Origin of the sequence: Pectinatus brassicae (assembly GCF_014201835.1) — a bacterium.
In the GTDB taxonomy this organism is placed as follows: Bacteria; Bacillota; Negativicutes; order Selenomonadales; family Selenomonadaceae; genus Pectinatus; species Pectinatus brassicae.
The window spans coordinates 1-26,703 of record NZ_JACHFH010000010.1 but is presented as its reverse complement, the minus strand read 5'-3'; the positions used below and the strand labels follow the sequence as shown (position 1 = coordinate 26,703).

The window sequence follows — 26,703 nt, the reverse complement described above, 5'->3', positions numbered from 1 at the left end:
TCTTACAAGCTCTGCGGAGCTATCTCTTCCATGGTATAAGCTTCGATAATATCTTTTTCTCTAAAGTCACGATAATTTTCAAGAGTTATACCACATTCATAACCAGCAGCCACTTCTTTAACATCATCTTTAAAGCGGCGCAGCGAATCAATATTTCCTTCAAATACAACAACATTATCACGAATAATGCGAATCTGTGAGGAATTGGTTATCTTACCTTCTAATACATATGAGCCAGCAACTAGGGCTTTGGAGAATTTCATTACCTGACGAATTTCAACCTTACCTTGAATTACTTCCTTATATTTAGGTGCAAGCATCCCTTTCATTGCTGCTTCAATATCATTTATTGCTTCATAAATAACACGATAAGTACGAATATCTATGCTTTCAGTATCAGCTAATTTTCTAGCATTGGCATCAGGACGTACATTAAATGCCAAGATTAAGGCATTAGCCGCAGAAGCCAGCATAACATCAGATTCATTTACGCCGCCAACTCCAGTATGAATTATGCTTACGCGCACTTCATCACTTTTATTGAGTCCTAGTAAAGATGTTTTCAGTGCTTCTAGTGAACCCTGTACATCTGCTTTTATCAGGATATTAAGATCTTTTATCTGACCTTCACTTATCTGCTGGAATAAATCATCCAATGATACTTTTTTATTATTGATAAGCTCTGTACGTTGTTTTTCAATACGTTTTTCCGAAATTGTACGAGCTAAATGTTCATCTAAGGCTGCCATTTCATCACCAGCAGCTGGTACATCAGATAAACCTAAAACTTCAACTGGTACAGATGGACCTGCTTTTTTAACTTTTTCGCCACGATCATTAATCATAGCTCTTACTTTACCAAAAGTCGTTCCAGCAATTATTGAGTCACCAACATGGAGCGTACCATTTTGTACTAAAACTGTTGCTACCGGCCCACGGCCTTTATCAAGCTCAGCTTCAATGATTATACCACGGGCATCACGATTTGGATTAGCTTTAAGTTCGCCCATTTCAGCTACTAATAATATCATTTCCAATAAATCGTTTATTCCCATTTTCTGTTTGGCCGATACAGGTACCATAATGGTATCGCCGCCCCAGTCTTCGGGAATAAGCTCATGCTCAGACAGTTCCTGTTTTACTTTTTCTGGATTAGCACCAGGTTTATCTATTTTATTGATTGCTACAACAATTGGCACCTTAGCTGCTTTAGCATGATTGATAGCTTCAAGTGTCTGTGGCATAACACCATCATCGGCAGCAACTACAAGTACAGCAACATCTGTTACCTGAGCTCCACGAGCACGCATTGCTGTAAAGGCCTCATGCCCCGGTGTATCAAGAAATACAATTTTTCTGTCTTTGCACATTACCTGATAGGCACCGATATGCTGAGTTATTCCACCAGCTTCATTAGCCGTTACGGAAGATTTTCTTATTACATCAAGCAAGGATGTCTTACCATGGTCAACATGCCCCATAACAGTAACAACCGGTGGACGAGGCAATAAATCTTTTTCCGCATCTATAATTTCCGGTATTTCTGTTAAATCAACTTCTGGTGGTAATTCTTCTACGTTTATATTAAATTCTGCAGCGACTAGTACAGCCGTATCAAAATCGATATCCTGATTGATTGTTGCCATTATGCCCAGCATCATAAGTTTCTTTATGACATCAGAAATAGTATATGTCATTTTGCTGGCTAATTCTTTAATAGAAATGCTTTCGCCAACTTTTATTACTTTAGGACGAATAATTTCCTGTTTCTGCACTGGCTGATGATTTCTATTGTTGCGGTTATTTTTCCAGCTTTTTCTATTGTTATTATTGCGATTATTATTACTATTGTTATTGTTGTTATTGTTATTGTTATTGTTATTTCGTCTATTATTAGAAGTGTGGTTATTATTGCTGGTATTGCTATTACGCGTATTATTATTACGGCTGCGATTATTGTCACTTTGCTGCTTTACATTAGCATTTGCTTCTGCTGGTTTTTTATGGGTCACATTTTTTTGATTATTATGCTGCACCGCCTGCTGTGTTCTGGACTGCTGTCCATTAGCATTAGGTTTATCATTGTGTCTATTGTTGTTATTGGTATTATTTGTATTATGATTATTAGGTCTGCTGCTATTATTTGCAGATCTGTTATTTGATTGTTTTGATACTGAAGTATTTATTTTGTCACCGCCTCGATTCATTTGTTTTTTTTCATGCTGCTGTGTTTTATGTGAACTATCTGAATGCATAGTTTGCTGCTTTACCGGCACCTTTTTTTCAATTGGTGTCGCTATTTTTTTTATACTTTTTTCTACAATATTACGTTCATTGTCACCTACCGTACTGGCATGACTTTTTACCTCAATGTTATTTGACTTTAATATATTCAAAATATTTTTACTGTCGGTTGCAAATTCTCTAGCAAGTTCATATACTCTATATTTTGACATCGATCCACCCCCATTTAGCTGATGTCATCTAATATTTTAGTTATTGCTTTAGCAAAACCCCTGTCACATATGGCAATTGCCGCACGTTCTGTTTTACCTATATTATTACCCAAAAGCTGCTTTTCTATTGGTATAATCTTTAAAGCAACACCCGCACTTAGTGCTATTTTCTCATATTCTTTTTTGCTTTTTTCTGCTGTATCACAAGCAATCAATAATAATTGTATCTTATTATTTTCTATAGCTTTACTGACAGCAAAATCACCGGCCATAAGTTTATTGGCCCGTGCCGCCATGCTAAGCAGATTCATTAATTTTTGCTGCACATTATCCATCTATATCTGAAAATCCCGCTTTCAATTTTTCATATATACTATTATCTATTTTACTCTTAAAAGATTTTTCTAATTTATGTCCCTTAATAGCTGCCTCTAAGCATTCCATCTTAGGACAAATATATGCACCCCTACCAGATTTTTTACCAGTTGTATCAATCTGAAACTCACCTTCCGGGGTTCTGACTATTCGTATAAGTTCTTTTTTGCTATGATTTTGATGACAGCCAACACACATTCGTTCTGGAATTTTTTTTACAGCCATTTTGTTCTCCTTAGATATTAATCAACGGAAAAAGATTCTTCACCTATTACGTTTATAACTTCCATACCTTCATCCATCCCAGATTCAGCCGCTTGTGATTCGCTTTTTATATCTATTTTCCAACCAGTAAGCTTTGCTGCCAAACGAGCATTTTGTCCCTCTTTGCCTATTGCCAAAGACAATTGATAATCAGGCACAACTACCTTAGAAATTTTTTCATCCTCTTTTATGGCAACAGAAACAACTTTAGCCGGGCTTAAAGCATTTGCTATATATGTAGCTGGGTCTTGATTCCATTTTACGATATCAATTTTTTCACCACGCAGCTCATCGACAATTGCCTGCACACGCAGACCTTTTTGTCCTACACAGGAACCTACAGCATCAATAGCTTCATCCTTAGAATAAACAGCAATTTTCGAGCGCATGCCTGGTTCTCTGGCTACAGATTTAATTTCAACCATACCATCGCTTATTTCCGGTACTTCTAATTCAAATAACCGTTTCAATAAACCTGGATGCGTGCGTGATAATAAAATCTGCGGTCCCTTAGTAGTTTTCTTAACCTCAACAATGTAGAGTTTAAGTCTTTCATTTGGTTCATATTTTTCCAAAGAAATTTGTTCAGCAGGTGTCAATATAGCTTCTGTTTTTCCCAAATCAATGATAACATTTTTGCCTTCAATACGCTGTATTATACCTGTCAAAATATCGTTAGCCCGACTGGAATATTCATCATAAATATTTCCGCGCTCAGCTTCACGTATTCTTTGAACAACAACCTGTTTAGCTGTTTGAGCAGCAATACGGCCAAAATTAGCCGGTGTAATTTCGGTTTCTATAACATCACCAACAGCATAGTCATTGTGAATACGCTTAGCATCTGCTAAAGAAATTTCAGTTATATCATTTTCCAATTCTTCAACAACATTTTTAACCGAATATACATGAAATTCCCCGGTTGTACGATCAAGTGCTACACGCACATTTTGTGCAGAATTAAAATTTCTCTTATAAGCAGAAATTAGTGCTGCTTCAATAGCATCAAACAATACTTCCAGTGCAATGCCCTTTTCTTTGCCAACTTCTTCAAAAGCTTCTAAAAAGCCCTTATTTTTAGTAGCCAACTCTATATCCTCCTAATAACTCAAAAATCAATATGCAAACGCACTGATGATATCTGCGAACGCAAAATAATAAAATCTTCATCAATTGTTACTGATTCAGCATTAAAAGCAGTTAATTTCCCGGTGAATTTCTTTTTGCCATCAATGCGTGTATAAGTAACTATATCAATATCTTTTCCCAATTCCCGCTCAAAATCACGGTCTTTTTTCAACTGGCGGTCAAGTCCTGGCGATGATATTTCCAAAATATAACTATCTTTGATGATATTTTGCTTTTCAATCTCATCGTCAATTTCATGACTGAGTTTTTGGCAATCATCTAAATCAATACCGCCATCTTTATCGATATAAATACGCAAATACCAATTTTTTTCTTTTATATATTCAATATCGACTAATTCATATTCTGTATTCAAAAGCAAATCCTGTACCAGCTTTTCCGCTTTTGTTTCTATTTGTCCAGCCATTGCTTCCTCCTAAAAATCCTTATAATACTAAAGAGTGGGTTTGCCACCCACTCTTTAAATACATGCTTAAGTTGATATTACTATTATATCACTAGATTAAATAAATGTAAACTAAACTACCAAACAAATATATCGAAAAAAAACTACTAGATAAGACTATTTCAGCTGCTACTGTATACTTTAAAAATAAGCAAAAGCAAACATGGAAGCCACATTTTTGCTATAAAATCATAAATCATTGTCATTTTTCTTGCGCAATAAATTTAGCTTATCCAGCACCAATGGATCAATTCTATCTGCCACTTCATTTCGATGTAAAGAAACATCAGTCTTAGCATCATAATTTTTTCGTAAATGTTTTTTATTTTTATATACAGCCCTGCGTAGTTCCTTTACAGTCATACGATAGGCGCCGGCACCCAATATAGCATTTTGTTCCGCACCATCAGAAGTAACTACAAAAACATCCCTGCCATCGCGTACCGATTCATAAGCCAATCTTTCAATATAGCTGTCTGCCGTTTCCTTTTTCTTCGTATAAACAATAGTAAAATGCTTATTTATTTCGTCACTGGATTGTTTGGAGGATGTATATAGTGCATCAAAAACCACCGTTACATCATAATGTTCATATGAACCATATTCTAATAACAGCTGCACCAAATGATCACGGGCATGTTCCAAATCAAATGCCATTCGTGCTAATTCCGTCCAACAATTTATTACATTATATCCATCAACAATAAGATGTGCCCACGGAGCTTTTCGCATACATCATACTCTCCTTATTTAGTACGCTGCTTTACAGCCTCATACATCATAATAGCAGCTGCATTGGAAGCATTAAGCGAATTTACACGACCATGCATCGGTATCTTTACTAAAAAGTCACAATTTTTGCTGACTAAATTGCTTATTCCCTTACCTTCACTGCCTATAACCAATACTAATGGACCTGTTAAGTCAGCTTCATAATAAAAAGTTTCTCCAGCAGCCTCGGCGCCTACTGCCCAAAATCCTTCCTCTTGCAAACGAGTAAGTGTCTGATTAACATTATTAACGCGCATAACCGGTACATATTCAACAGCACCAGCAGAAGTTTTAGCCACAGTTGAAGATAAAGGGCAGCTGCGCCGTTTAGAAATTATAATACCATGAACACCAGCAGCATCAGCCGTTCGTAAAATTGCACCTAAATTGTGCGGATCTTCCAGTTCATCAAGCAGAACAAAAAATGGAACCTCTCCACTTTGTTTTACTTTTTCCAAAACGTCCTCAAGTTCAGCATAATCAACTGGCGGAGTATATGCGAGTATTCCTTGATTGCGTCCACCTGCTGATAATAAATCCAATTTGTTTTGACTTACTGTCTGAACAATAATTTTATTTTTTCTGGCCATGCCGATTATTTCCTGCAAAGAACCACCATGCGCATTTTCTGCCACCAATAATTTATTTATGGTGCGGTCATTTTTAAGTGCCTCCCGTACAGCATTACGACCGATTAATATGTCCGGCGAAATCTCAGCTGGTTCTTCTGCCGCTTCTTTTATTACAAAATCATTTTTCTTTTTATATTCTCTGTCCTTATTATAATTTTTGTCTTTTTTATTATAATCCCTATCGCGAGATGATTTCCCCTGGAATTTATTTTCACCGCGGCTGGTACTGCTTTTTTTCCCAGTGAAACGTACTTCTTCTTCATTTGATCTGCCTGTCCTTGCACCATTTCTTGCAGATTTATTACTTACTTTACCCATTTTATCGTTATTTCTATTATTTTTATTGTTGGAAAAATTTGTTTTTCTCATTGCTTATTCCTCACGTAATTTTATCATTTGTTCAAACAAACCACAGGTCATATCCCCTTCGTGGCATACACCTGTTTCGACACAGGACGGTCCAGCATTTTTAAATAATAGCGGAGCAACTTTTTTTACTTCCTTCAGCATCATATTAGCCATCGCTCTTATTTCCCATTGGGCCCTATTGCAGCAGCGCAAAGAGAAAAAGTGCAGTAACGAGCGAGCATTAAACGTAGCTACTATCTTTGTCTCAGTGGCATTGGACAAAACATAGCGGGCATCCTCTTTAGGAATTCCCATCTCGGAAAATTCATCATAGGTTTTTCTTATACTATCCATCAATGCTGTAAATTTTTCTTTAGCCTGTTCATTTTTAGCTATTGAGGCTGGCATAATATATTCAAAATCATGTTCTGCGACATACCGCTGTGACTGCTGTGAATAAGAAGCTATGCGATGTCGAACCAATTGATGTGTAAGCACTCTTGATATACCTTCAATGGCAAAAGTAAAGCTTACATGTTCCAGCGTTGACGCATGCCCCATGCTGACAATTTTCTTTACAAGTTTTTCAACCTGTTCGTCAGTCATTTTTTCTTCTAATTCTGCCGCGCCTACTGGAGAATAACATAACCGTGCCGCCATTGCCACGGTTCGTTCCGGTTCTTTAGTATATTTTATTAAATTTATTTTCATAATAATCCCCCGTTTACTAAAAACAGCCATTGCCTAACCGCAATGACTGTTTTCATTATACCATAATTACATTATATTATTCATGGGAAAATTGATCTTTTAGAATAACATCATGTGAGCCGCCTTCAACAATACTCGTTGAAGAAACCAAGGTTAATTTAGCCTTTTCCTGAAATTCTTTTATTGATAAAGCACCGCAGTTACACATTGTCGAGCGCATCTTACTCAAAGCCAGGCCCACATTATCTTTCAATGGACCAGCATACGGAACATAAGAGTCTACACCTTCTTCAAAGGATAATTTCTTATCGCCGCCCATATCATAACGCTGCCAATTACGTGCTCTATTGGAACCTTCGCCCCAATATTCTTTATAGTATGTTCCATTTATGCGCACTTTATTAGTCGGACTTTCATCAAAACGTGAGAAATAACGACCTAGCATCATAAAATCAGATCCCATAGCCAAAGCCAGTGTCATATGATAATCATGTACGATACCGCCATCTGAACAAATAGGAATATAAATTCCCGTTTCACGGAAATATTCGTCACGCGCTCTAGCCACATCAATTACTGCAGTAGCCTGTCCACGTCCAATACCCTTAGTTTCGCGAGTAATACAAATAGAACCGCCGCCAATACCAACCTTAATAAAATCAGCACCTGCTTCGGCTAAAAAACGAAAACCCTCAGCATCAACAACATTTCCCGCACCAACTTTTATATCTTCGCCAAAGTTTTCATGAATGTATTTTAATGTAATGCTCTGCCATTCACTAAATCCTTCTGATGAATCAATACAAAGTACATCAGCGCCAGCCTTAAGCAGCGCCGGTACACGTTGGGCATAATCACGTGTATTTATGCCAGCCCCTACCACATAACGTTTCTTGCAATCGATTAATTCTAATTTATTTTCTTTGTTATCAGTATAATCCTTGCGAAATACCATATAACGAAGACGCTGGTTTTTATCAATTAATGGCAGCATATTGAGTTTATTATCCCAAATCATATCATTTGCCTGTGATAAATTTGTCGTTTCAGCATCAGCATAAATTAATTTGGCAAAAGGCGTCATAAAATCCTTAGCCTGCGCATCCAAAGTCATGCGTGTAATACGATAATCACGGCTGGTGACAATACCCACTAATTTACCGGTAGCAGTACCATCGTCAGTAACAGCCATAGTAGAATGTCCCGTTTTATCTTTTAATTCCAAAATCTCCCCTAAAGTAGTGGTTGGTTTAATATTGGAATCACTATTTACAAAACCAGATTTATAATTTTTAACCCTAGTAACCATTTCAGCTTGACTTTCAATTGACTGCGAACCAAATATAAATGATACGCCGCCCTCTTTAGCCAAAGCTATCGCCATAGTATCATTTGATACAGCCTGCATTATTGCTGATGTCATAGGGACATTTAATTTGATTTTGGGCTCTTCCCCTTTTTTAAATTTTACCAACGGGGTTTGAAGAGAAACATTAGCAGGAATACATTTGTCAGATGAATAACCAGGAACCAATAGATATTCACCAAACGTATGCGCTGGTTCTTCAAAATAATATGCCACGTTACATTCTCCTTTTCTGTAAATTTGATTTGTATAAATAATAGTACTTTTATTTAATATTTGTCAACATTTTCTCTCAAAAAACTACTAAATAATTATCCTGCGCATCACAGCATAGCTTTATTTCATTTACATCTGTACACTTTGCTTTCAGGTTCAGTATTTGGGTAAAGTAAAGGCAGAAACAATATGCATATTATTTCTGCCTTTGTGCTTTTTATTCCTCTTTCAGTAGTTTATCTATCCCATATCGAATACTGGCAACAGAAAATCCCTTGCGATAAAGATACTGCATATTTTTTTCCCTGTCTGTCGTTTTTCTTAAACGACTGGGTAGAATTTTTATAACTGCTCTTTTTTCGTACTCGGTAAAATCAGCAGTGAGACAATTATTAACAATCTCACTGGAAAATCCCTTCGCCAGCAATTTAAATTGCAATGCTTTAATACTATAACGTTCTTCCCGCAAGTACACTTGTGCCTGTCTGGCACATAATTGAGCATCATCTAAATAATGTCTTGCCTTTAATTTTTCAAGTGCCTCATTTATTTCCTGCTCATCATAAGAACAGCGATATAATTTATCACGCAGCTGTTTTACTGAATAATCACGAATTGACAAATAATCAACAGCTTTTTCTAATGCTGATTTGTTACTTTTTAGGATCATTTGCATTTACCTTAGTATTTGCCTCAACTGTTTTTGCTTTTTCCTGGTTTTTTTTATTGTCTTTTTCTATTGTTTCATTTGGCGGCATAACTTTTATACGAATTTTATCTTCAATTTCCTGGCAAAGTGCTGCATTTTCTTTCAGGAACACCTTAGCATTTTCTTTTCCTTGGCCCAGCCGTGTTCCTTCATACGAATACCATGTACCACTTTTGTCAACAATTTCAAAATTAACGCCTAAATCAATGACATTACCTTCCCGGGAAATGCCTTCACCATACATAATATCAAATTCAGCCTGTTTAAACGGTGGAGCCACTTTATTTTTCACAACTTTTATCCTAGTGCGATTACCAACAACTTCATTAGCTTGTTTTATTGTATCAATCTTGCGAACATCAAGCCGAATAGTGGAATAAAATTTTAAAGCACGACCGCCAGTCGTAGTTTCAGGGCTGCCAAACATAACACCCACTTTTTCACGAATTTGATTAATAAAAATAGCTGTTGTCTTGGAACGGCTGATATAACCTGTTAATTTACGCATAGCTTGTGACATAAGCCGTGCCTGCAAACCAACATGTGAATCGCCCATTTCACCTTCAATTTCAGCTTTTGGCACTAAAGCTGCTACTGAATCGACAACCACTACATCAATAGCACCGCTGCGCACTAATGCATCAGCAATATCTAAAGCCTGCTCACCATTATCTGGTTGAGAAATTAATAAATTATCAATATCTACACCTAATTTTTTGGCATATACCGGATCAAGTGCATGTTCAGCATCAATAAAAGCTGCTACACCGCCTATTTTTTGTGCCTCTGCCACTGCATGCAGCGCTACCGTTGTTTTCCCCGAAGATTCCGGTCCGTAAATTTCTATAATACGTCCCCGTGGCAGTCCGCCTACCCCCAAAGCGATATCAAGGGCTAGATTGCCTGTATGAATGACTTCAATGTTCATATCAGCAGCCGCTTCGCCCAATTTCATTATTGAGCCTTTGCCGAAATCCCGTTCTATTTGTTTCAAAGCATTTTCCAATGCCTGTTCTTTATCCAAGCCTTGATTTTTTTCCATATATTCAAATCCCAGCCTTTCTTCTCTTTAGCTTGATTATACCTGAGTCTGTAAATAAAATCAATAAAATAATAAAGAAAACTGAATGTATTTATATGCAAATTCTTAACTTGATGTCAACCCACCATCAACGGTCCAAACAGCTCCCGTAACAAAACTTGCCTTAGGTGATGCTAAAAAACATATCACTTCAGCAACTTCTTCAGCCGCAGCTATACGTCCCAAAGGATATAATTCCTCCGTTGCTTTTTTTATATCATCACTACCTGCAAATTGCTGCTGTGTTAAAGGTGTATCTACATCACCAGGGCAAACACAATTAACTCTTATATTAAACACTGCCAATTCCAGCGCCAATGCTTTACTAAAGACTGTAACAGCCCCTTTAGCGGCACAATATAATGTACAAAAATAATTGCCGTTTATACCGGCATCCGACGATATATTAACTATTGCTGGCGAAGCTGTGCTTTTTTTCAGCAAAGGTATCATCTGCTGACACATAAAATATGTTCCTTTAACATTAACTGCCATCATGTAGTCAAAAACCTGCTCACTTACATTTTCAATGGCATTTTCCTGATACAGCCCGGCACTATTAATTAGTACATCAATTTTTCCATACCTTTGTTCTATTGTTTGAGCAGCTGCTTTACAGTCTGCATATTTGCTTATATCAGCCTGTATAAAAATATATTCTTTATTATTAACAGCGAGTTTTGCTCTAGCTTGTTTATATTTATCAGCAGCACGAGCAATAGCTATAACTTTATAATTGTTTTTTAACAATATCTCAGCTGCAGCCAACCCTATGCCCGATGTTCCTCCCGTTATAACTGCTATTTTCATATATTTCTCCTAAAAAAAATGCAGAGCTTGAATTAACAAGCTCTGCAAATGAATTATCATATTAGTTTACAGCATCTTTTAATGCTTTGCCTGCTTTAAATACAGGGTTTTTGGATTCTGGTATCTGAATAGTTTCACCAGTTTGAGGATTGCGGCCTGCACGAGCAGCACGAGTTCTAACTTCAAAGGTACCAAAACCTATAACTTGTACCTTATCACCTTTAACTAAAGTTTCTTGCACACTAGCAAAAATAGCATTAACTGCTTTTTCTGCATCTTTTTTGGTTAAGCCTGCTTGTTCGGCAACGCTAGCCACTAATTCGGATTTATTCACGAATATAGCCTCCTTTTTCATTTTGTTACGATACTCTCAATTCGCTGTAAATTGTAGTATTACCTTTTTTATCCATAAATTTTATTAAAATTTATAGTTTTTTTATAAAAAAGAGTATTTTGCCGTTTTCATAAATAAACATTATAACACTCTTTTTCAATAACAGCCATCATTATTTGCTGATTTACTCCTGTTGTTTAGCCTGATTCCATAACTCATCTAATTGTACTAAAGTAAATTCCTGCCAATCCCTATTTTGTTTTTTAAGCTGTTTTTCGATATAGGAAAAACGACGACAAAATTTACGATTAGAATTTATTAATGAAACCTCTGCATCTACATCCATAAACCGTGACAAATTCACCACGGTAAATAAAACATCGCCCAGCTCTTCTTCAATAGCGGTTTTATTGTCTCGGGCAACAGCCATTTTCAGTTCGGTTATTTCCTCACCCAGCTTATCCCATACTGAATCAATTTGCTCCCAATCAAAACCAACCTTAGCAGCCTTATTTTGCAGTTTATACGCACTCATTAAGGCCGGCAGGTCTTTCGGTACTCCGTCAAGTACTGATTTTCTGTCTTTTTTCTCCTGACGTTTAATAGCTTCCCAGTTTAAAAGTACTTCACCAGCATCCTCCACTGAAACCTCACCAAAAACATGCGGATGACGATGCACGAGCTTTTGACTGACGCCATTGATTACATCCTGCATAGAAAAATCACCTGACTCTTCTGCCATTCTGGCATGAAAGACTATTTGCATCAGCAAATCGCCCAATTCTTCGCACAAAAGCGCAGAATCATTTAAGTCAATTGCTTCGATAACTTCATAAACTTCTTCAATAAGATTTCGACGCAATGATTTATGAGTTTGTATTATATCCCATGGACAGCCTTCGGGAGACCTCAGCGTATGTATTATATCTGATAATGGCTTCATTGTAAAGACTGTTTTTTTGTCATAATGCCTTGGGACATAAAGACTTGTCAAATAATCAATGTCATTTTGCCTGTCCAATTCATAAAGACACACTCGTGTAATCTTTTCATCAGGCAGCCCTAAATGATATAAAAGCACTACTTCATGTTCATCAGGAAAATGTTCCATCAATGTCAATTTAACCTCTGAAGCCGTATGTTTACTGTATAGTTGCGTTATTATCATATCAACTGAACTATCAATATTTTTCTTATCTAAATCAAAAGAGTCCAGAATACATAATCCATCTATAGGGTCTATACCTAATTGTGTATAAATCAATTCTAAAAAACTCATACCGGAATAAATTTTTATTGGCACATTATTTTTATAAGCAAGATTTTTTATTAACATTACTGTTTTTTCTGCTACCAGGGGACTGCCCGGAACAGCATAAACAACATCCATTCCGTCTTGTGCTTTTTTTACAATATCGTTTGCTATTTGCTCATAAACAACGTCAAACGATTCCCCTTTATCATAAAAATCATCATAAGTTTTAAATTCAATATCTGCTTTTTTTACAGCCTCAACTGCTGGATGATGCTCTGTTCTTATATATAATACCTGTGCATCTTCCATCAGTGACCATGTTTGTCTTGTTATTAGACCTCCATCAGAAGGACCTAATCCCACAATGCTTATACTTCCCATTTTTTTACCTCTTTTCATTCTTCTCTTTGTATTCCTGCTAAACGCCTTATCGTCCGAATAATAATTTCTATCGGATTTTCTAAATTTTTCGGCGTTAATTTTAATCTGATAATATTTTCCTGCCCTTGAATAAATTTTATTAAGCTTCCCATATATTTTCGTAGTTCCAGCATATCTTCAGCTTTTATATTATGCTGGGCAAATACGGTAATATCGACATGTCCTTTTTTTTCTACAATTGACTTTATACCTAAGTTACGAGCATAATTCTTGATTTTCGCTATTTTAAATAAACGATGCACCGGCTCAGTCATACTGCCAAAACGATCCTGTAATTCTTCCTGCAAATTTTCCAGCTGTTCGTCATTGCGCAGTGCTGCTATTTTCTGGTATATTTCCATTTTATGCATAGCATCACTTATATAGTCTCCATCAATATACGCATCCACTTTTATTTCTATTATGGGTTCTATTTTCTCGCTTATTTTTTTACCACTACGTAATTCCTCAACGGCTTCTTCCAGCAGTCGGCAGTACATTTCAAAACCGACGCTGGCAATATGTCCATGCTGCTGCGAACCCAATAAATTACCGGCACCGCGTATTTCCAAATCACGCATAGCAATTTTAAACCCTGAGCCTAATTCAGCAAAATCCTTTATCGCTTTAAGTCTTTTTTCTGCTGTTTCCGACAGAACCTTGTCTCGCTGATAAACAAAATAAGCAAACGCCATGTTTTTTGAGCGTCCTACCCGACCGCGCATCTGATATAGCTGTGACAGGCCAAATTTGTCAGCATCGTAAATTATAATTGTATTGGCATTAGCAATATCAAGACCATTTTCAATTATACTCGTTGCCAATAATATATCATATTTGCTTTCAAAAAAATCCATCATAGCCTTTTCCAGCAACCCTTCAGGCATCTGACCATGCGCCGATCTTATACGGGCCTCCGGCAGCATATCTGTCAATTTTAAATACATCTTATCGATAGTATCAACACGATTATAAATAAAGTATACCTGCCCGCCGCGTCTTATTTCCCGGCGCACAGCATCACAAAGAATCGCATCATTATTTTCAATGACATATGTTTGTATTGAAAAACGTTCCTTCGGTGGTGTTTCAATAATGCTCATATCTCTGGCACCAACCAGTGACATATGCAGTGTACGGGGAATCGGTGTTGCGCTCAATGTCAAGACATCTAAATTAGCGCTTATCTTTTTTATTTTTTCCTTTTGCTTAACACCAAATCGTTGTTCTTCATCAACTATCAGCAGCCCTAAATCCTTAAACTGCACCTTTTTGTTGTTTAAAATGGCGTGTGTTCCTATTAAAATATCAACCTGGCCAATAGCAAGCTTCGTTAAAGTTTCTTTTTGCTCTTTAGCACTGCGAAAGCGGCATATTACATCAACTGTCGGCAAAAAGCCTTCAAATCTTTTACTAAACGTCTGGAAATGCTGCTGTGCCAAGACTGTAGTTGGCACCAATACGGCAACCTGTTTCCCATCCATTGCCGCTTTAAACGCAGCCCGTATCGCCACTTCTGTTTTACCAAAACCAACGTCACCGCATAATAGCCTATCCATTGGTTTAGCTTTTTCCATATCAGCTTTTATTTCCTTTATGGCTGACAGCTGGTCAGGTGTTTCCTCATAAGGAAATGCCTCTTCAAACTCCTGTTGCCATGGTGTGTCTGCCGAAAAGGCATAGCCAATACAATCTTTGCGCTCAGCATAAAGCTTTACTAAATCCTTGGCAATCTTTTCGACTGCTTCCTTAGCCTTATTTTTAGCCTTGGTCCAAGCAACGCCATCCATTTTGGTAAGACGCGGTACATCACCTTCACTGCCAATATATTTTTGCAGTAAATTAACCTGATCAGTCGGCACAAACAGTTTATCGTCACCACCGTATTTTATCGTAAGATAATCACGATGTATATTATTGACGATTATTGTTTTTACACCTAGATATTTACCTATACCATGATTGATATGCACAACATAATCGCCTATATTTATATCGCGAAAATGCGTTATTTTCTCACCCTTATTGCTTTGTTTGTGCTTAGTAGATGAACGTTTTTTCTGCCTGCCCATTATATCTTTTTCTGTTATTAAAACAAAATCGGATTCCGGCAGTTCAAAACCATTGGACAAAGTACCTGTCATTATGCAAACTAAACCCTTAGTTAATTTTCCCGTGCGCGAAAAATTAGCTGAAACTTTATGCTGATTTAATATATCATGAATATATTCGGCTTTTTGCTCATCATCCATCAATATAATTATATCTTTTTTGCTTTTAAGCCAATTCTTTAATTCCTCGCATAATAAATCCAACTGCCGCTGAAAAGGCGCCACTGTTTTTACTACGACACTTATCGTTTTATCCAGTTCTATACTTTCCAAACGCTGCAATAATAATGAGGAATATATTACATTTTTTTCCGCTGCTGCTGTAAGTACCTCTTCCCAGGAAAAAATATTATTTTTTATCTCTGGAATCTCTTTTACCATTGTTTTTATTTCATCTCTAACCCGCAATGGTTCATCGATAATTACAACGGCATTTGCTGGTAAATATGATAAAAACAAACTTCTACTCTGCCCATCTTCAATTGGTGCTAATGGCATTATCGTCAATAATCCGACATTTTTTACCGAACGCTGCGATTTTATATCAAAAACCCTAATTGACTCAATCGTATTATCAAAAAATTCAATACGAAAAGGGTCAACTGCATTTAATGGGAAAATATCAACGATGCCGCCCCGCATGCTGAACTGTCCAACATGTTCTACCTGATCAATGCTTTCATAGCCCAAACTCACTAGATCAGCTAATATTTTTTCTCTGTCGATCTCCTCATCTATTTTTAATGTCAGACTAAATTTATCAAAATCTGTCCGTGATAAATTTTTCTGTACGGCAGCTGCTGTACTGGCAACAACCACCATTGGTTTATTTTGTGTAAGCTGCCCCAAAATCTCCATGCGTCTTGCCAACAATTCTGTGCTTTTAGCCGTAGCTGAAACCGTCAGCATATCAAGTGCCGGCAACTCTGCAATTAAGACCTCATCGGGCAGTATCGCATTTAAATCAGCTAACCATTCACTGACAGCATCATTATTATTACAAATAATAACTGCTGTTTTGGGATTTTTAGTATAACACGCTGCCATTACAGCGTGCTTTTGGGCTCCCGATAAACCATATATATATGACTGCATTTTTTCACTGTCATAACATGGTATTAATTGTTGAACACTAGGATCCATTAATATTTTTTCCAAAAAGCCGTTCATCAAAGTCCTCCTTTATCCAACAGCTAATTGATATAACCTATTAGCACCTGCGGATAAATCTACTTTTATATAAAATTTATAATTGTCTTATTTTTCTTCTATCATTTGGCATACTATCCTTAATTAATATAATTTATTTAGCAAGCCAAAAGGGGACTATCAACGAAATAATTACTTGATAGTCCCTGCACACATGAATATTATTATAAAAGCTTAGCCGCTTATCGTCAAGATAATCTCACTTGGTGTATTTTATTGCTGATTTATTATATATATTAATATTCTGCTTTTTTTGTTTTATAAATAAATTCTCCTTTACCTGGTAAGCTCTTTTATATATAATGTTTTTAATGATTATTTTTTTAATCAAATAATTTGCGAGGTCGCAAAATGAAAAAAATCATAGTTTTTTCCATAATAATGTTATATTTTACTTTACTTTGTATTTTTTTAACCGAAAAAACGGATCCCTTATCCTTACAAAAACTAGCTTGGCAAATACATTTTGCCAATAAAGACGAAATAACCTGGCAAAGATTACCTTATCCCTGCTATTATGAAATTGATACTTTTATAAAAAATCCTGAAAATTCTGCCGTTAAGGAGCAATATAAGCTAATAAAAAGATCTTTTACCTTTAATAATGATTTCGCCCCCCCCACTGCCTTAATTCCCGTATATTATCGTATTAAAGCTTTTGGCCTATTCGGCAGTATCGGCCAGGCCTCCTCATTTAAAGGTGACCCTGTTTTTACAGGCAGTCCTTTAAAACCACATCCAATCACTAATTATGATCGTAAAAACCCGGCCAGTTATAAACCATTTCTCATTTGGCACACGGTTCCTAATGCCGTATATTATGAACTGGAAATATTATCCGGCCCGCCTGATGATCCAGAGGGTATCAGTTTATCACAGAAAAATCATCTCTATTCTACCCAGGAAATATTTACGCATGGCTATCAGGTTGATTTAACTGCCTTTAAAAAAATCCCTCAACTATTTTGGCGGGTACGGGCCCTGAATATCTACGGTCGGCCCATTGGCATTTTCTCCCATGCCCAGCCAATATATGTTGATAAAAATAAGCCCTATCCAGTCAGTCCGCTTATTGATAATTATGATGCTATCGCTCCTGAAACAATGCCCTTGTATCCTGTTTATCATTGGCTTCCTATGGTCAATGTCAGCCGCTATGAAATTGAATTATTATCCAATATTCCATTAAATAACAACCCTGCTATAATCGATAAATCTCATATAAAAACATTAACCGTTGACGGTCTTTTCACATGTTATGATACTGAAGCACTCATAAAATCGGGTACATATTACTGGCGCGTAAGAGGTCTTTCCAGTACTGGTCAGCCTATTGGCCTTTGGTCGGACAGCCAAAAGATTATTGTCCCATCACCTAAGGATATCAACGTTGATGTAGCAACATTTGGTGACAGCATTACTCACGGTGGCGGTAACTTATCATATTCACCAGCCAATAAAGAATACAATTATCAATTATATTTAGATTTTCCCACAGTTAATCTTGCTAAAAGCGGTGATACCGTCAAAATGGCTTTGGACCGTTTTGATAAAGATGTCCTGCCTTTTGCCCCCAAAAACTTATTAATATTATGTGGTACCAATAGTATTCGCAATGAAACAATTGCCGCTCCCACCATTATTGATAATTTGAAAAAACTGCGGCAAAAATGTCTCGACAACAATATTCGCCCTGTATTTATTACCCTTCCGCCTCTTAACCGACAGAACATAAAAAATTCCTTCCATACTAATACTGACCCCAAATGGAAAGACAAACTCGTTCAAGTTAATGGTTACATTTTAACCTTACCATATCATATCGATATCGAGCCCTATTTTTATGATAAAAATGGCAATTTAGCTGATATTTATTCCTCGGATGGCCTCCATCCCAATCTCGACGGCAAAAAGTTAATGGCTGATATAATAAACCAGCATAAAGATTTATTTATTTGGTCAAAGTAACTGCAGACAAAAAAGAACCACTCCTCGTTAACACTTATAAGGAGTGGCTTTTTATCTGTCATTTTACAATATTTTCTAATTCCTGTGCTGCACCCATGGCAGCAATAACGCCATGTTCAAAAGTAAGTGCTCCCTGCATATATACACTATATGGTGCACGCATTGGCCCATCGGCACTAAGCTCTATTGATGCCCCCTGAACAAAAGTACCCGCTGCCATTATAATTTGGTCTTCATAGCCCGGCATATCCCAAGGTTCTGGCGCTGCAAAAGAATCAACCGGCGAATATTTTTGAATACCACGGCAAAAGGCAATTAAATTTTCTGGTGTCTTTAATTCTATCGCCTGTATTATATCACCGCGTTTATCTGAAATCTTAGGCAGTGCCAGATAGCCAAGCTCTGTAAAAAACGCGGCGGCGAAAACAGCACTTTTTACGGCTTGTGCTACAACGTGCGGTGCTAAAAACAGTCCCTGGAATAATAAACGATTATTTTCCAAAGAAGCGCCAAGCTCTGCCCCCATCCCTGGTGAAGTCATACGGTACGATGCCATATCAACTAAGTCAGCCCGACCAACAATATACCCACCCGTCGGAGCAATTCCGCCGCCAGGATTCTTTATAAGTGAACCTCCCATTATATCAGCGCCAACTTCAAGCGGTTCTTTTTCTTCGATAAACTCACCATAGCAATTATCAATAAAGCAGATACAATCCGGCTTAATCTTTTTAACAAAGGTACAAATTTCGCCGATCTCATCAACAGTTAAGGTTGGCCGCATACTATAACCACGTGATCTTTGAATAAGCACCATTTTAGTGTTTTTATTTATACGTTTTTTTATTTCAGTAAAATCAGGTTTGCCCTGCGCATTAAGCGGTGCTTCCTGATAATTAATTTTGAATTCCTTTAATGAACCACAGCTGTCATGTTCCTGACCGATAACTGTGCGCATAGTATCATATGGTGCTCCCATAATCGATAAAAGCTCATCCCCGGGACGTAATATCCCAAACAATACAGTGGATAAGGTATGCGTACCTGAAACAAACTGGGTACGTACCAAGGCTTTTTCACCTTTAAATATTTGTGCATATAATTCTTCTAATTTACCACGGCCAATATCATCATAAGCATAACCCGTAGATGTGTTAAAATGAGCATCGGATACTTTCACCTGACGCATGGCATTTAATATCTTTAACGTATTATGTTCTGCTGCTTTATCAGGACTAATAAAGTATTCCTGACATTTTTCTAAAGCTTTTTCCTTAGCTGCTACTATTTTAGGTGAAAACACCCTTAATCACTCCTACTCAACAAATCATCTATACATAGAAAAAACCCCTATCCATAGGATAAGGGCCTCATTTACCATAAAAGCGCGTATTAGTTAGCACGCTGAACTTTGCTGCTGGTGCGCAGGCAACGAGTGCAAACATTGATGCGTTTTACTTCACCGTTTACAACTGCACGTACACGTTGGATATTAGGCTTCCAGGTACGTTTTGTTTTTAAATGAGAATGACTGACATTCATACCTGCCATTTCACCTTTTCCACAAATTTCACAAACATTTGCCATCTATAACACGCCTCCTTAATATTCATAAGTTAGATAACACACAGTACGACTAATATAACATACCTTCATATAAAATGCAAGATATATTTACCTCCGACGATACTTACCTATAGTAATTTCATTTATACAGGAACAATATTTTTCTGAAAAATCATTGCATATTTTTGCTGTAATTACTGTAAATGTAATCGTTAAAATATAAAATACTATACTATTTACACCTGTCATCACGATATTAAAGCGTGTCATAACAAATGCCAGCAACGAAATAAAGACAGGATGACATAAATAGGCAAAATAAGAATGCTTTCCCAATACGGCAAACAATTTTTGCAGCAATGTCGGACATTTTCCATTATAAAACTCACTAAATAAAAATATCGTAGCACCCAGTGTATAAAAAATCCCTGCTGGTGACAATTGGTGTGCCGTATTAATGGCTTCAAGCAGTGTATATTTTTTTATAAATAAACATTGATAATAATAGCCTAGCATCCCCAGCAGTGTAACTGCAAAAAACATTATTATTGCCATTCTATTTTTTCTCATAAATATTTTAAATTCATCAAAATGCACCGCAAGATATCCACCCAAAACAAAAATAAAAACATAATGAGCAACCCAATAATTCAAGCGATATATCAACAAATTGCGAACTGCGGCATTCATTATCCCATATGGGTTCATTATAAAACTAGAATAATAATCAAAGATCATCTGCAGTATGAACAATATAACAAGCAGCTTACAATTACTGTGTTTCACAACAAATATCCATAATGGCATAAATAAATAGAACCATAATAAAATAACCATAAAATACAGCTGATAGCACGCCAGTCCAAAAAACAGCACAAAAACCAGCTGGACCGGATGCAGCAGCAGTATATTAGCATAGGCTATACCATATAATAATATATATATGATTGACCACGTTATATAGGGGACTAAAACCGTCTTAAACCGCCGTTTAAGAAAAGCTCTATAATCAAATTTCTTATTTATGTCAAGATTATAAAAAAGGCCAAAGGCCGAAATAAAGAAAAAAATAGGCACTGAAAATCTGGTTATTATTTCATAAACCGCCACAAGATTCATATTGGCCGTAGGATTATTTACTATATATTGAGACCCGACGTGAATAGCAACAACTCCCAGCATAGAAATACCGCGCATATACTCAATCGCCTTTATTCGTTCCTTTTTTATCCCAGCCATATTATTATTTACCGCCTTTAGCCAATCTTGTCATAATTTCCTGCATCAATAATACCTGTGGCACAATTGTATCGAGTTGCAATTTTTCCTGTGGTGTATGGATATCAATATTATTCGGACCAATTGATATTATTATCAACTCTGGATTTTTATCAGCAAAATAATTGCATTCCAAACCGCCATGAATAAATTCCACTTTCATTTCTTTATTATTTTGCTGCTTGAATACTTCAGCAGCCAGCTGCACTAAATCAGTGTCAGGCTTACCATTCCAAGCTGGTGATGTCGGTGCAAACTCAATAGCAAAACCTGCCACTTTTGCAAAAACCCGATAACTGTTTTTCAGATTTTCCAAGCTGGCATTAGTAGCACTACGTGCCAATATTGATACTTTTATTTTTTTATTTTCTAAACGAACACGGCCGATATTAGCCGATAATTCCGGCAGTCTTGCTGCTTTGGGTGACATAGCAAATACACCGCTGTGCAGTATATTTAAAAGAGCAATCAAGGCATTGGCACTGCCTGCCGCAAGGACCTGCTGCGGCATATCAGCTGTTGTTAAAATAAACTCAGCATTTTTTTCCACATGTCCATGCATTTCCACAAATTCGGCTTTAACTTCATCCAGAATTGTTTGTATTTTTGCCATATCAGCATCATCAGCAACAATTACGGCCTGCGCTTCAGGTGCTATAGCATTGTCAGCTACACCGCCTTTAATGTCGGCCAAAGCAAAATCAACAGCTTTATCTTGAAGGCGTTGCAAGAAAAAGGCTAATGTTTTTATGGCATTACCACGATTTTGATTTATTTCTGTACCAGAATGACCTCCCAATAATTTTTTTATAATTATTTGACAGGCACTATTATTTTTTGGTGCTTCATATTCTGCTTCTTTATTAAAATTGAGGCGTACACTGCCCGCACTGCCGACAGTAACAACATCATAGTCCTCGGAATCACAGTTTATTACATATTTAATATCCTGCAAGTATTTTTTATCAAGACCACGTGCCCCGGTCATGCCATCTTCTTCATCGACCGTAAAAATTATTCGCAATGGTCCGTGTATAAAGTTCTGTGTCAATAAATATATTATGCTGGCAATGCCAATTCCATCATCAGCCCCCAAGCTTGTTCCTTCAGCTGTTAAATATTTACCATCATTTTTAATTTTTATAGCATCCTGCAACGGATTGTATTCAATATTAGGATCAGCAACGCAAACCATATCCATATGTCCCTGTAATAAAATTCTTGGGACATTTTCATAACCTTCAGCTGCTTTTTTATCGGCAATAATATTATTGTATTGGTCCTGCACTACATTAAGACCAAGTTTTTTTAATCTCTCTGCAATATAGTCACTAACTTTTTTCTCGTGACCGGATGGTCGCGGTATTTGTGCTAGCTTTTCAAATTCATATAAGACATTTTCTAATATACTATTCTCTTTCAAGTCAATTCCTCCTATAAATGTCATATGGTATATCCTAACAAATCCGCTGTAAAAAAACAACGAATTTATTTCTAAAAAAGGATATCATCTAGTTTTATTGAATTGTATTGTTAACAGGCAAAAAAACTTAATAAAAATTTAATAAAAATAAAATTGTTGAAGGATTTTCGATTTAGATATAGAATTATGACTGTCTGACTGATTTTTAAAAAATGTTTTTTATCTAACAAAATTAATATGCGGGTGAAACTTATGATAGATAATATTACTTATAATGACTTTGTTAACAAAGTTCATTCTTCATCCGACATTATAAAAGTAATCTCAGCATATGTTCCATTAAAAAAACGCGGTCATAATTATTGGGGGTGTTGTCCATTCCATCAGGAAAAAACCCCTTCTTTTTCTGTTGTACCCGATGAGGGATTCTTTTATTGCTTTGGCTGTCACACTGGCGGAAATGTTTTTAAATTTTTATCACTTGTTGAAAATATTTCTTACGGTGACGCCATCAAACTTCAGGCTGAACGCCTTAATATCCCCATTCCCCAAAAGAAAAAGTCTGACCGTGAAATCGAACATGAAAATAATATAAAAAATTTATATCGTATTCATGAAATGGCTCAAGCATTTTTCCACAATTGTCTCACTAAAACAAGTTATGGAAAACCTGGATTGCTCTATTTGAAAAAGCGTGGCATCAATAATGATATTATTAATTTATTTCACTTGGGTTTTGCTCCCCCCGGCTGGGATAAATTATCATCAGCATTTATAAAACGCGGTATCAATGAAAATTTATTATTACAAGTCGGATTAATTGTTAAAAAAAAGACCAGCGGTTATTACGATCGTTTTCGCGAACGTATTATTATCCCAATAAAAGATGAAAAAGGCAGAACCGTGGGTTTTGGTGCACGTTTGATAAAAGACGGCCAACCCAAATATCTAAACTCGCCCGAAACTCTATTATTTAATAAGCGCAATTTGCTATTTGGTCTTAATGAAAGCAAAAAATATATCCGTCAATACGATTATGCCATTATAGTCGAAGGATATATGGATGCTATTGCCTTAGCCAGTCATAACATTGCTAATAGTGTTGCTTCCTTGGGAACGGCATTTACTGCTGAACAATGTAAAAAAATACTGCGGTACACCTCCAATATTTATTTTTGCTATGACGGCGACTCGGCTGGACAAAATGCTACCTTGCGTGCTTTATCTATTGCCCGAGGGCAGCACGCTGCAGTAAAAGTCATATTGCTGCCTGATGGCAGCAAAGACCCTGATGAATTTTTGCAAAAGCATGATGCTGCCGCTTTTAACAAATTAATTGATAATGCTGTTAGTTTTATAGACTTCCACCTGCATTATATAATGCAAAATATCGACTACACATCTCTGGAAGGAAAGCTAAAAGCAGTTTCATTTATTTTGCCAATACTTTCTTCAATTGATAATTTAGTAGAATCCAATGCCTATGCGGTCAAGGTATCACAGACCTTAGGTATTGATGAAACTGATTTACGCAATGAACTGCAAAAATATCGTAAACATAGCAATCAATCATCTGCCCCCAGCAATTTTCAAATCAGTCAAACAATCAACTCTGCTGGTGACAGTGCTGCTATCAAAGCAGGTCGGCATATAATAACCAGAATATGGCAGGAACCTGATGTTTTAGATTATATTTTGGCTACTACACCGATTAACGAATTTGAAAATAAACAACATCGCGAAATTCTAACATTTTTAACTGAACAAATACACAACAATAATTTTATCAACGATATCACAGCATCAGAAAAACTCAGTGATGATAGTTATACCGAATTATCCCGCTGCCTAGTCGAAAAGAAAAACACCAATGAATCAAAGCTTCTCGATGATTACCTTAAAATCATTCACCGCGCTCATTTAGAAAAAAGCTACCTTGAACATAGTTTAAGAGCTGATGAACTCGAGCGCAGTGGTGACGACAGATTTCAGCAGGAACTTATAAAGATTCAGCGAATTAGAAAAGAAATGGATGGAGTTAAGTGAGTATTACACTAAATATTTTATACCTCAACATTATCAGAGAGGAGGCATGTAAATGCAGAAAATAACCAAAGACGCATCTACTGCTGTCTCACAAAGTGCCGAATTAATTCAGGCGCTGCTTTCTAAAGGAACACAAAAGGGCGGAACAATAACCTATGGTGAAGTATTAGAAGCCTTACAAAACATTGATTTATCTCCCGATGAAATCGATGAGTTATATGAGAAGTTTACCAAAAAAGGAATTAATTTTGTCGATGAAGACGATAAAAAAAGTCGTTCCAAAAAGTCTTCAGCCAAAGATGATAAATCTGACGACGATATTGATTTAAGCATCCCGGAAGGCGTTAATATTGACGATCCTGTCCGCATGTATTTAAAAGAAATTGGTCGTGTTCCTTTGCTTAGTGCCGATGAAGAAATTGCCTTAGCTAAACGCATGGAACAAGGCGACGTAACCGCCCAGCAGCGATTAGCTGAAGCCAACCTGCGACTTGTTGTCAGCATTGCTAAAAGATATGTCGGCCGCGGCATGCTGTTTCTCGATCTAATACAAGAAGGAAATTTAGGACTAATAAAAGCCGTTGAAAAATTCGACTACAACAAAGGCTATAAATTTAGTACCTATGCTACCTGGTGGATTCGCCAAGCAATTACACGAGCAATCGCTGATCAGGCCAGAACCATTCGTATACCAGTTCATATGGTTGAAACAATCAACAAATTAATTCGTGTTTCCCGACAGCTTTTACAATCCTTAGGCCGTGACCCAGCTCCAGAAGAAATTGCCAAAGAAATGGATGTTACGGTTGAACGTGTTCGCGAAATAATGAAAATAGCTCAAGAACCTGTTTCCCTGGAAACACCAATTGGTGAAGAAGAAGATTCGCATCTAGGTGACTTCATCGAAGATCACGACGCTCCCGCTCCAGCTGAAGCCGCTTCTTTTGTCCTATTGAAAGAACAATTAGAAGATGTCTTAAAGACACTTACTCCACGCGAAGAAAAAGTCTTACGCTTACGCTTTGGTCTTGATGATGGCCGTGCCAGAACCTTAGAAGAAGTCGGTCAAAGTTTTGGGGTAACTCGTGAACGCATACGCCAAATTGAAGCTAAAGCCCTACGCAAATTACGTCACCCTAGTCGCAGCAAAAAACTAAAAGATTTTCTTGAATAAAAGGAGTATTCATGTGAAAATTCTAGCACGTCAGCTAGCCATTGATATGTATAGTTGCAAAACAGAAAAAATAATAAATGCTGATTTATTATCTCTGGCTTTGCAAGATACTCTCGCTACCATAAATTTAACATCCTTAGATATAAAAATAACAAAATTTGCCGATGATAACCATTTTGTTATTTTCATCCCTCTGCAGCAAGGCCATATAACCATTCATGCTTATACAGCATTGCGTTACATCGCCGTAGATTTATTTATTTGTGAACCAAACAACTCGCCTGAAAGCATTATTCAGGCTTTGCGCAAGGCCATAAAGCCCGAAAAAATAAAAATGACTTATCTTTGCCGCGGTGATTTCGGCACTATTGCTGATATGAAACCTCATACCAAAGTACGCATTGCCCCGCTTCGACGTATTCAAAATACAGGCGTAAAAGTCATTCATTTATTACCTGGCAGTAAATTCGTAAAAAAATTAAGACGTAAAAATAAAAAGGGGCTGTGACAAAATGAGAAATCATTTTGTCCACAGCTCTTTTTTTGTGTTTATTTTTAATTTTTCACAAAATAAATCCGAAAAAAG

Annotated in this window: 23 protein-coding genes; 4 read left to right on the top strand and 19 right to left on the bottom strand. The window is 36.7% G+C overall.

From position 1 onward, the window contains the following. Nucleotides 1–2: 2 nt before the first annotated feature. The 15 genes from infB to mfd all read right to left on the bottom strand — a co-directional run bounded on the left by infB (nt 3) and on the right by mfd (nt 16,623). Entirely contained in the window at nt 3–2,456 is a 2,454-nt protein-coding gene (gene infB / locus HNR32_RS05185) for a translation initiation factor IF-2 (RefSeq protein WP_183860365.1), read from the bottom strand. 14 nt (nt 2,457–2,470) lie between these two features. Then, complete coding sequence (locus HNR32_RS05180; protein WP_183860363.1) at nt 2,471–2,791, bottom strand: L7Ae/L30e/S12e/Gadd45 family ribosomal protein; 321 nt, start codon at nt 2,789–2,791, stop codon at nt 2,471–2,473. Beyond that, nucleotides 2,784–3,056, bottom strand: coding sequence for an RNase P modulator RnpM (gene rnpM, locus HNR32_RS05175; protein ID WP_183860361.1), 273 nt, complete (start codon nt 3,054–3,056; stop codon nt 2,784–2,786). The genes HNR32_RS05180 and rnpM overlap by 8 nt, the downstream gene beginning before the upstream one ends. Nucleotides 3,057–3,073: 17 nt before the next feature. Further along, nucleotides 3,074–4,183 (bottom strand): transcription termination factor NusA, encoded by a 1,110-nt coding sequence (nusA, locus tag HNR32_RS05170; RefSeq protein WP_183860359.1) that lies wholly within the window; start codon nt 4,181–4,183, stop codon nt 3,074–3,076. 20 nt (nt 4,184–4,203) lie between these two features. After that, on the bottom strand, nt 4,204–4,650 hold the full coding sequence (gene rimP / locus HNR32_RS05165; RefSeq protein ID WP_183860357.1) for a ribosome maturation factor RimP: 447 nt from the start codon (nt 4,648–4,650) through the stop codon (nt 4,204–4,206). Nucleotides 4,651–4,878: 228 nt separating this feature from the next. Then, nucleotides 4,879–5,421 (bottom strand): NYN domain-containing protein, encoded by a 543-nt coding sequence (locus HNR32_RS05160; protein WP_183860355.1) that lies wholly within the window; start codon nt 5,419–5,421, stop codon nt 4,879–4,881. Between the two features lie 14 nt (nt 5,422–5,435). Beyond that, nucleotides 5,436–6,203 carry a 23S rRNA (guanosine(2251)-2'-O)-methyltransferase RlmB gene (gene rlmB / locus HNR32_RS05155; RefSeq protein ID WP_311636487.1) on the bottom strand — a complete coding sequence of 256 codons (768 nt, stop codon included), beginning with the start codon at nt 6,201–6,203 and terminating at the stop codon, nt 5,436–5,438. 261 nt (nt 6,204–6,464) lie between these two features. After that, nucleotides 6,465–7,151: an FAD-dependent thymidylate synthase gene (gene thyX / locus HNR32_RS05150; RefSeq protein WP_183860353.1), complete on the bottom strand. Its 687-nt coding sequence runs from the start codon at nt 7,149–7,151 to the stop codon at nt 6,465–6,467. Between the two features lie 76 nt (nt 7,152–7,227). After that, a complete protein-coding gene (locus HNR32_RS05145; protein WP_183860351.1) occupies nt 7,228–8,733 on the bottom strand; it encodes an IMP dehydrogenase in 1,506 nt (501 codons plus the stop codon). Between the two features lie 217 nt (nt 8,734–8,950). Next, nucleotides 8,951–9,409, bottom strand: a complete 459-nt coding sequence (locus HNR32_RS05140; RefSeq protein ID WP_183860349.1) for a regulatory protein RecX — start codon at nt 9,407–9,409, stop codon at nt 8,951–8,953. Beyond that, nucleotides 9,387–10,484 (bottom strand): recombinase RecA, encoded by a 1,098-nt coding sequence (recA, locus tag HNR32_RS05135; protein ID WP_183860347.1) that lies wholly within the window; start codon nt 10,482–10,484, stop codon nt 9,387–9,389. Before recA ends, HNR32_RS05140 begins: the two co-directional genes overlap by 23 nt. 105 nt (nt 10,485–10,589) lie before the next feature. Beyond that, nucleotides 10,590–11,333: an SDR family NAD(P)-dependent oxidoreductase gene (locus HNR32_RS05130; RefSeq protein WP_183860345.1), complete on the bottom strand. Its 744-nt coding sequence runs from the start codon at nt 11,331–11,333 to the stop codon at nt 10,590–10,592. Between the two features lie 61 nt (nt 11,334–11,394). Beyond that, nucleotides 11,395–11,667, bottom strand: coding sequence for a non-specific DNA-binding protein Hbs (gene hbs, locus HNR32_RS05125; protein ID WP_183860343.1), 273 nt, complete (start codon nt 11,665–11,667; stop codon nt 11,395–11,397). A gap of 184 nt (nt 11,668–11,851) precedes the next feature. Further along, a complete protein-coding gene (yabN, locus tag HNR32_RS05120) occupies nt 11,852–13,321 on the bottom strand; it encodes a bifunctional methyltransferase/pyrophosphohydrolase YabN (RefSeq protein WP_311636469.1) in 1,470 nt (489 codons plus the stop codon). Beyond that, nucleotides 13,318–16,623, bottom strand: coding sequence for a transcription-repair coupling factor (gene mfd, locus HNR32_RS05115; RefSeq protein ID WP_183860341.1), 3,306 nt, complete (start codon nt 16,621–16,623; stop codon nt 13,318–13,320). The genes yabN and mfd overlap by 4 nt, the downstream gene beginning before the upstream one ends. 390 nt (nt 16,624–17,013) lie before the next feature. Here mfd and HNR32_RS05110 point away from each other — a divergent pair, with 390 nt between their 5' ends. Next, entirely contained in the window at nt 17,014–18,630 is a 1,617-nt protein-coding gene (locus HNR32_RS05110) for an SGNH/GDSL hydrolase family protein (protein ID WP_183860339.1), read from the top strand. A 58-nt stretch (nt 18,631–18,688) separates the two neighbouring features. On the opposite strand, the gene HNR32_RS05105 is transcribed toward HNR32_RS05110, so the two are convergent. The 4 genes from HNR32_RS05105 to pepD all read right to left on the bottom strand — a co-directional run bounded on the left by HNR32_RS05105 (nt 18,689) and on the right by pepD (nt 22,897). After that, the gene (locus HNR32_RS05105; protein ID WP_183860337.1) at nt 18,689–19,933 is read right to left on the bottom strand and encodes a methionine gamma-lyase family protein; all 1,245 of its coding nucleotides are present in this window, start codon (nt 19,931–19,933) and stop codon (nt 18,689–18,691) included. An 89-nt stretch (nt 19,934–20,022) separates the two neighbouring features. Next, nucleotides 20,023–20,217 carry a 50S ribosomal protein L28 gene (rpmB, locus tag HNR32_RS05100; protein ID WP_183860335.1) on the bottom strand — a complete coding sequence of 65 codons (195 nt, stop codon included), beginning with the start codon at nt 20,215–20,217 and terminating at the stop codon, nt 20,023–20,025. An 87-nt stretch (nt 20,218–20,304) separates the two neighbouring features. Beyond that, nucleotides 20,305–21,435: an acyltransferase gene (locus tag HNR32_RS05095; RefSeq protein WP_183860333.1), complete on the bottom strand. Its 1,131-nt coding sequence runs from the start codon at nt 21,433–21,435 to the stop codon at nt 20,305–20,307. A 4-nt stretch (nt 21,436–21,439) separates the two neighbouring features. Next, nucleotides 21,440–22,897 carry a beta-Ala-His dipeptidase gene (gene pepD / locus HNR32_RS05090; protein ID WP_183860331.1) on the bottom strand — a complete coding sequence of 486 codons (1,458 nt, stop codon included), beginning with the start codon at nt 22,895–22,897 and terminating at the stop codon, nt 21,440–21,442. Nucleotides 22,898–23,149: 252 nt separating this feature from the next. Between pepD and dnaG the strand changes: the two genes are divergently transcribed. Genes dnaG through HNR32_RS05075 form a run of 3 tightly spaced genes read left to right on the top strand, consistent with a single transcriptional unit; the run spans nt 23,150 to nt 26,625 of the window. Continuing rightward, complete coding sequence (dnaG, locus tag HNR32_RS05085) at nt 23,150–24,943, top strand: DNA primase (protein ID WP_183860329.1); 1,794 nt, start codon at nt 23,150–23,152, stop codon at nt 24,941–24,943. A 52-nt stretch (nt 24,944–24,995) separates the two neighbouring features. Continuing rightward, complete coding sequence (gene rpoD, locus HNR32_RS05080; protein ID WP_183860327.1) at nt 24,996–26,117, top strand: RNA polymerase sigma factor RpoD; 1,122 nt, start codon at nt 24,996–24,998, stop codon at nt 26,115–26,117. 13 nt (nt 26,118–26,130) lie between these two features. Further along, nucleotides 26,131–26,625 carry an S-adenosylmethionine decarboxylase family protein gene (locus HNR32_RS05075; protein ID WP_183860325.1) on the top strand — a complete coding sequence of 165 codons (495 nt, stop codon included), beginning with the start codon at nt 26,131–26,133 and terminating at the stop codon, nt 26,623–26,625. The last annotated feature ends 78 nt before the right edge of the window (nt 26,626–26,703 follow it).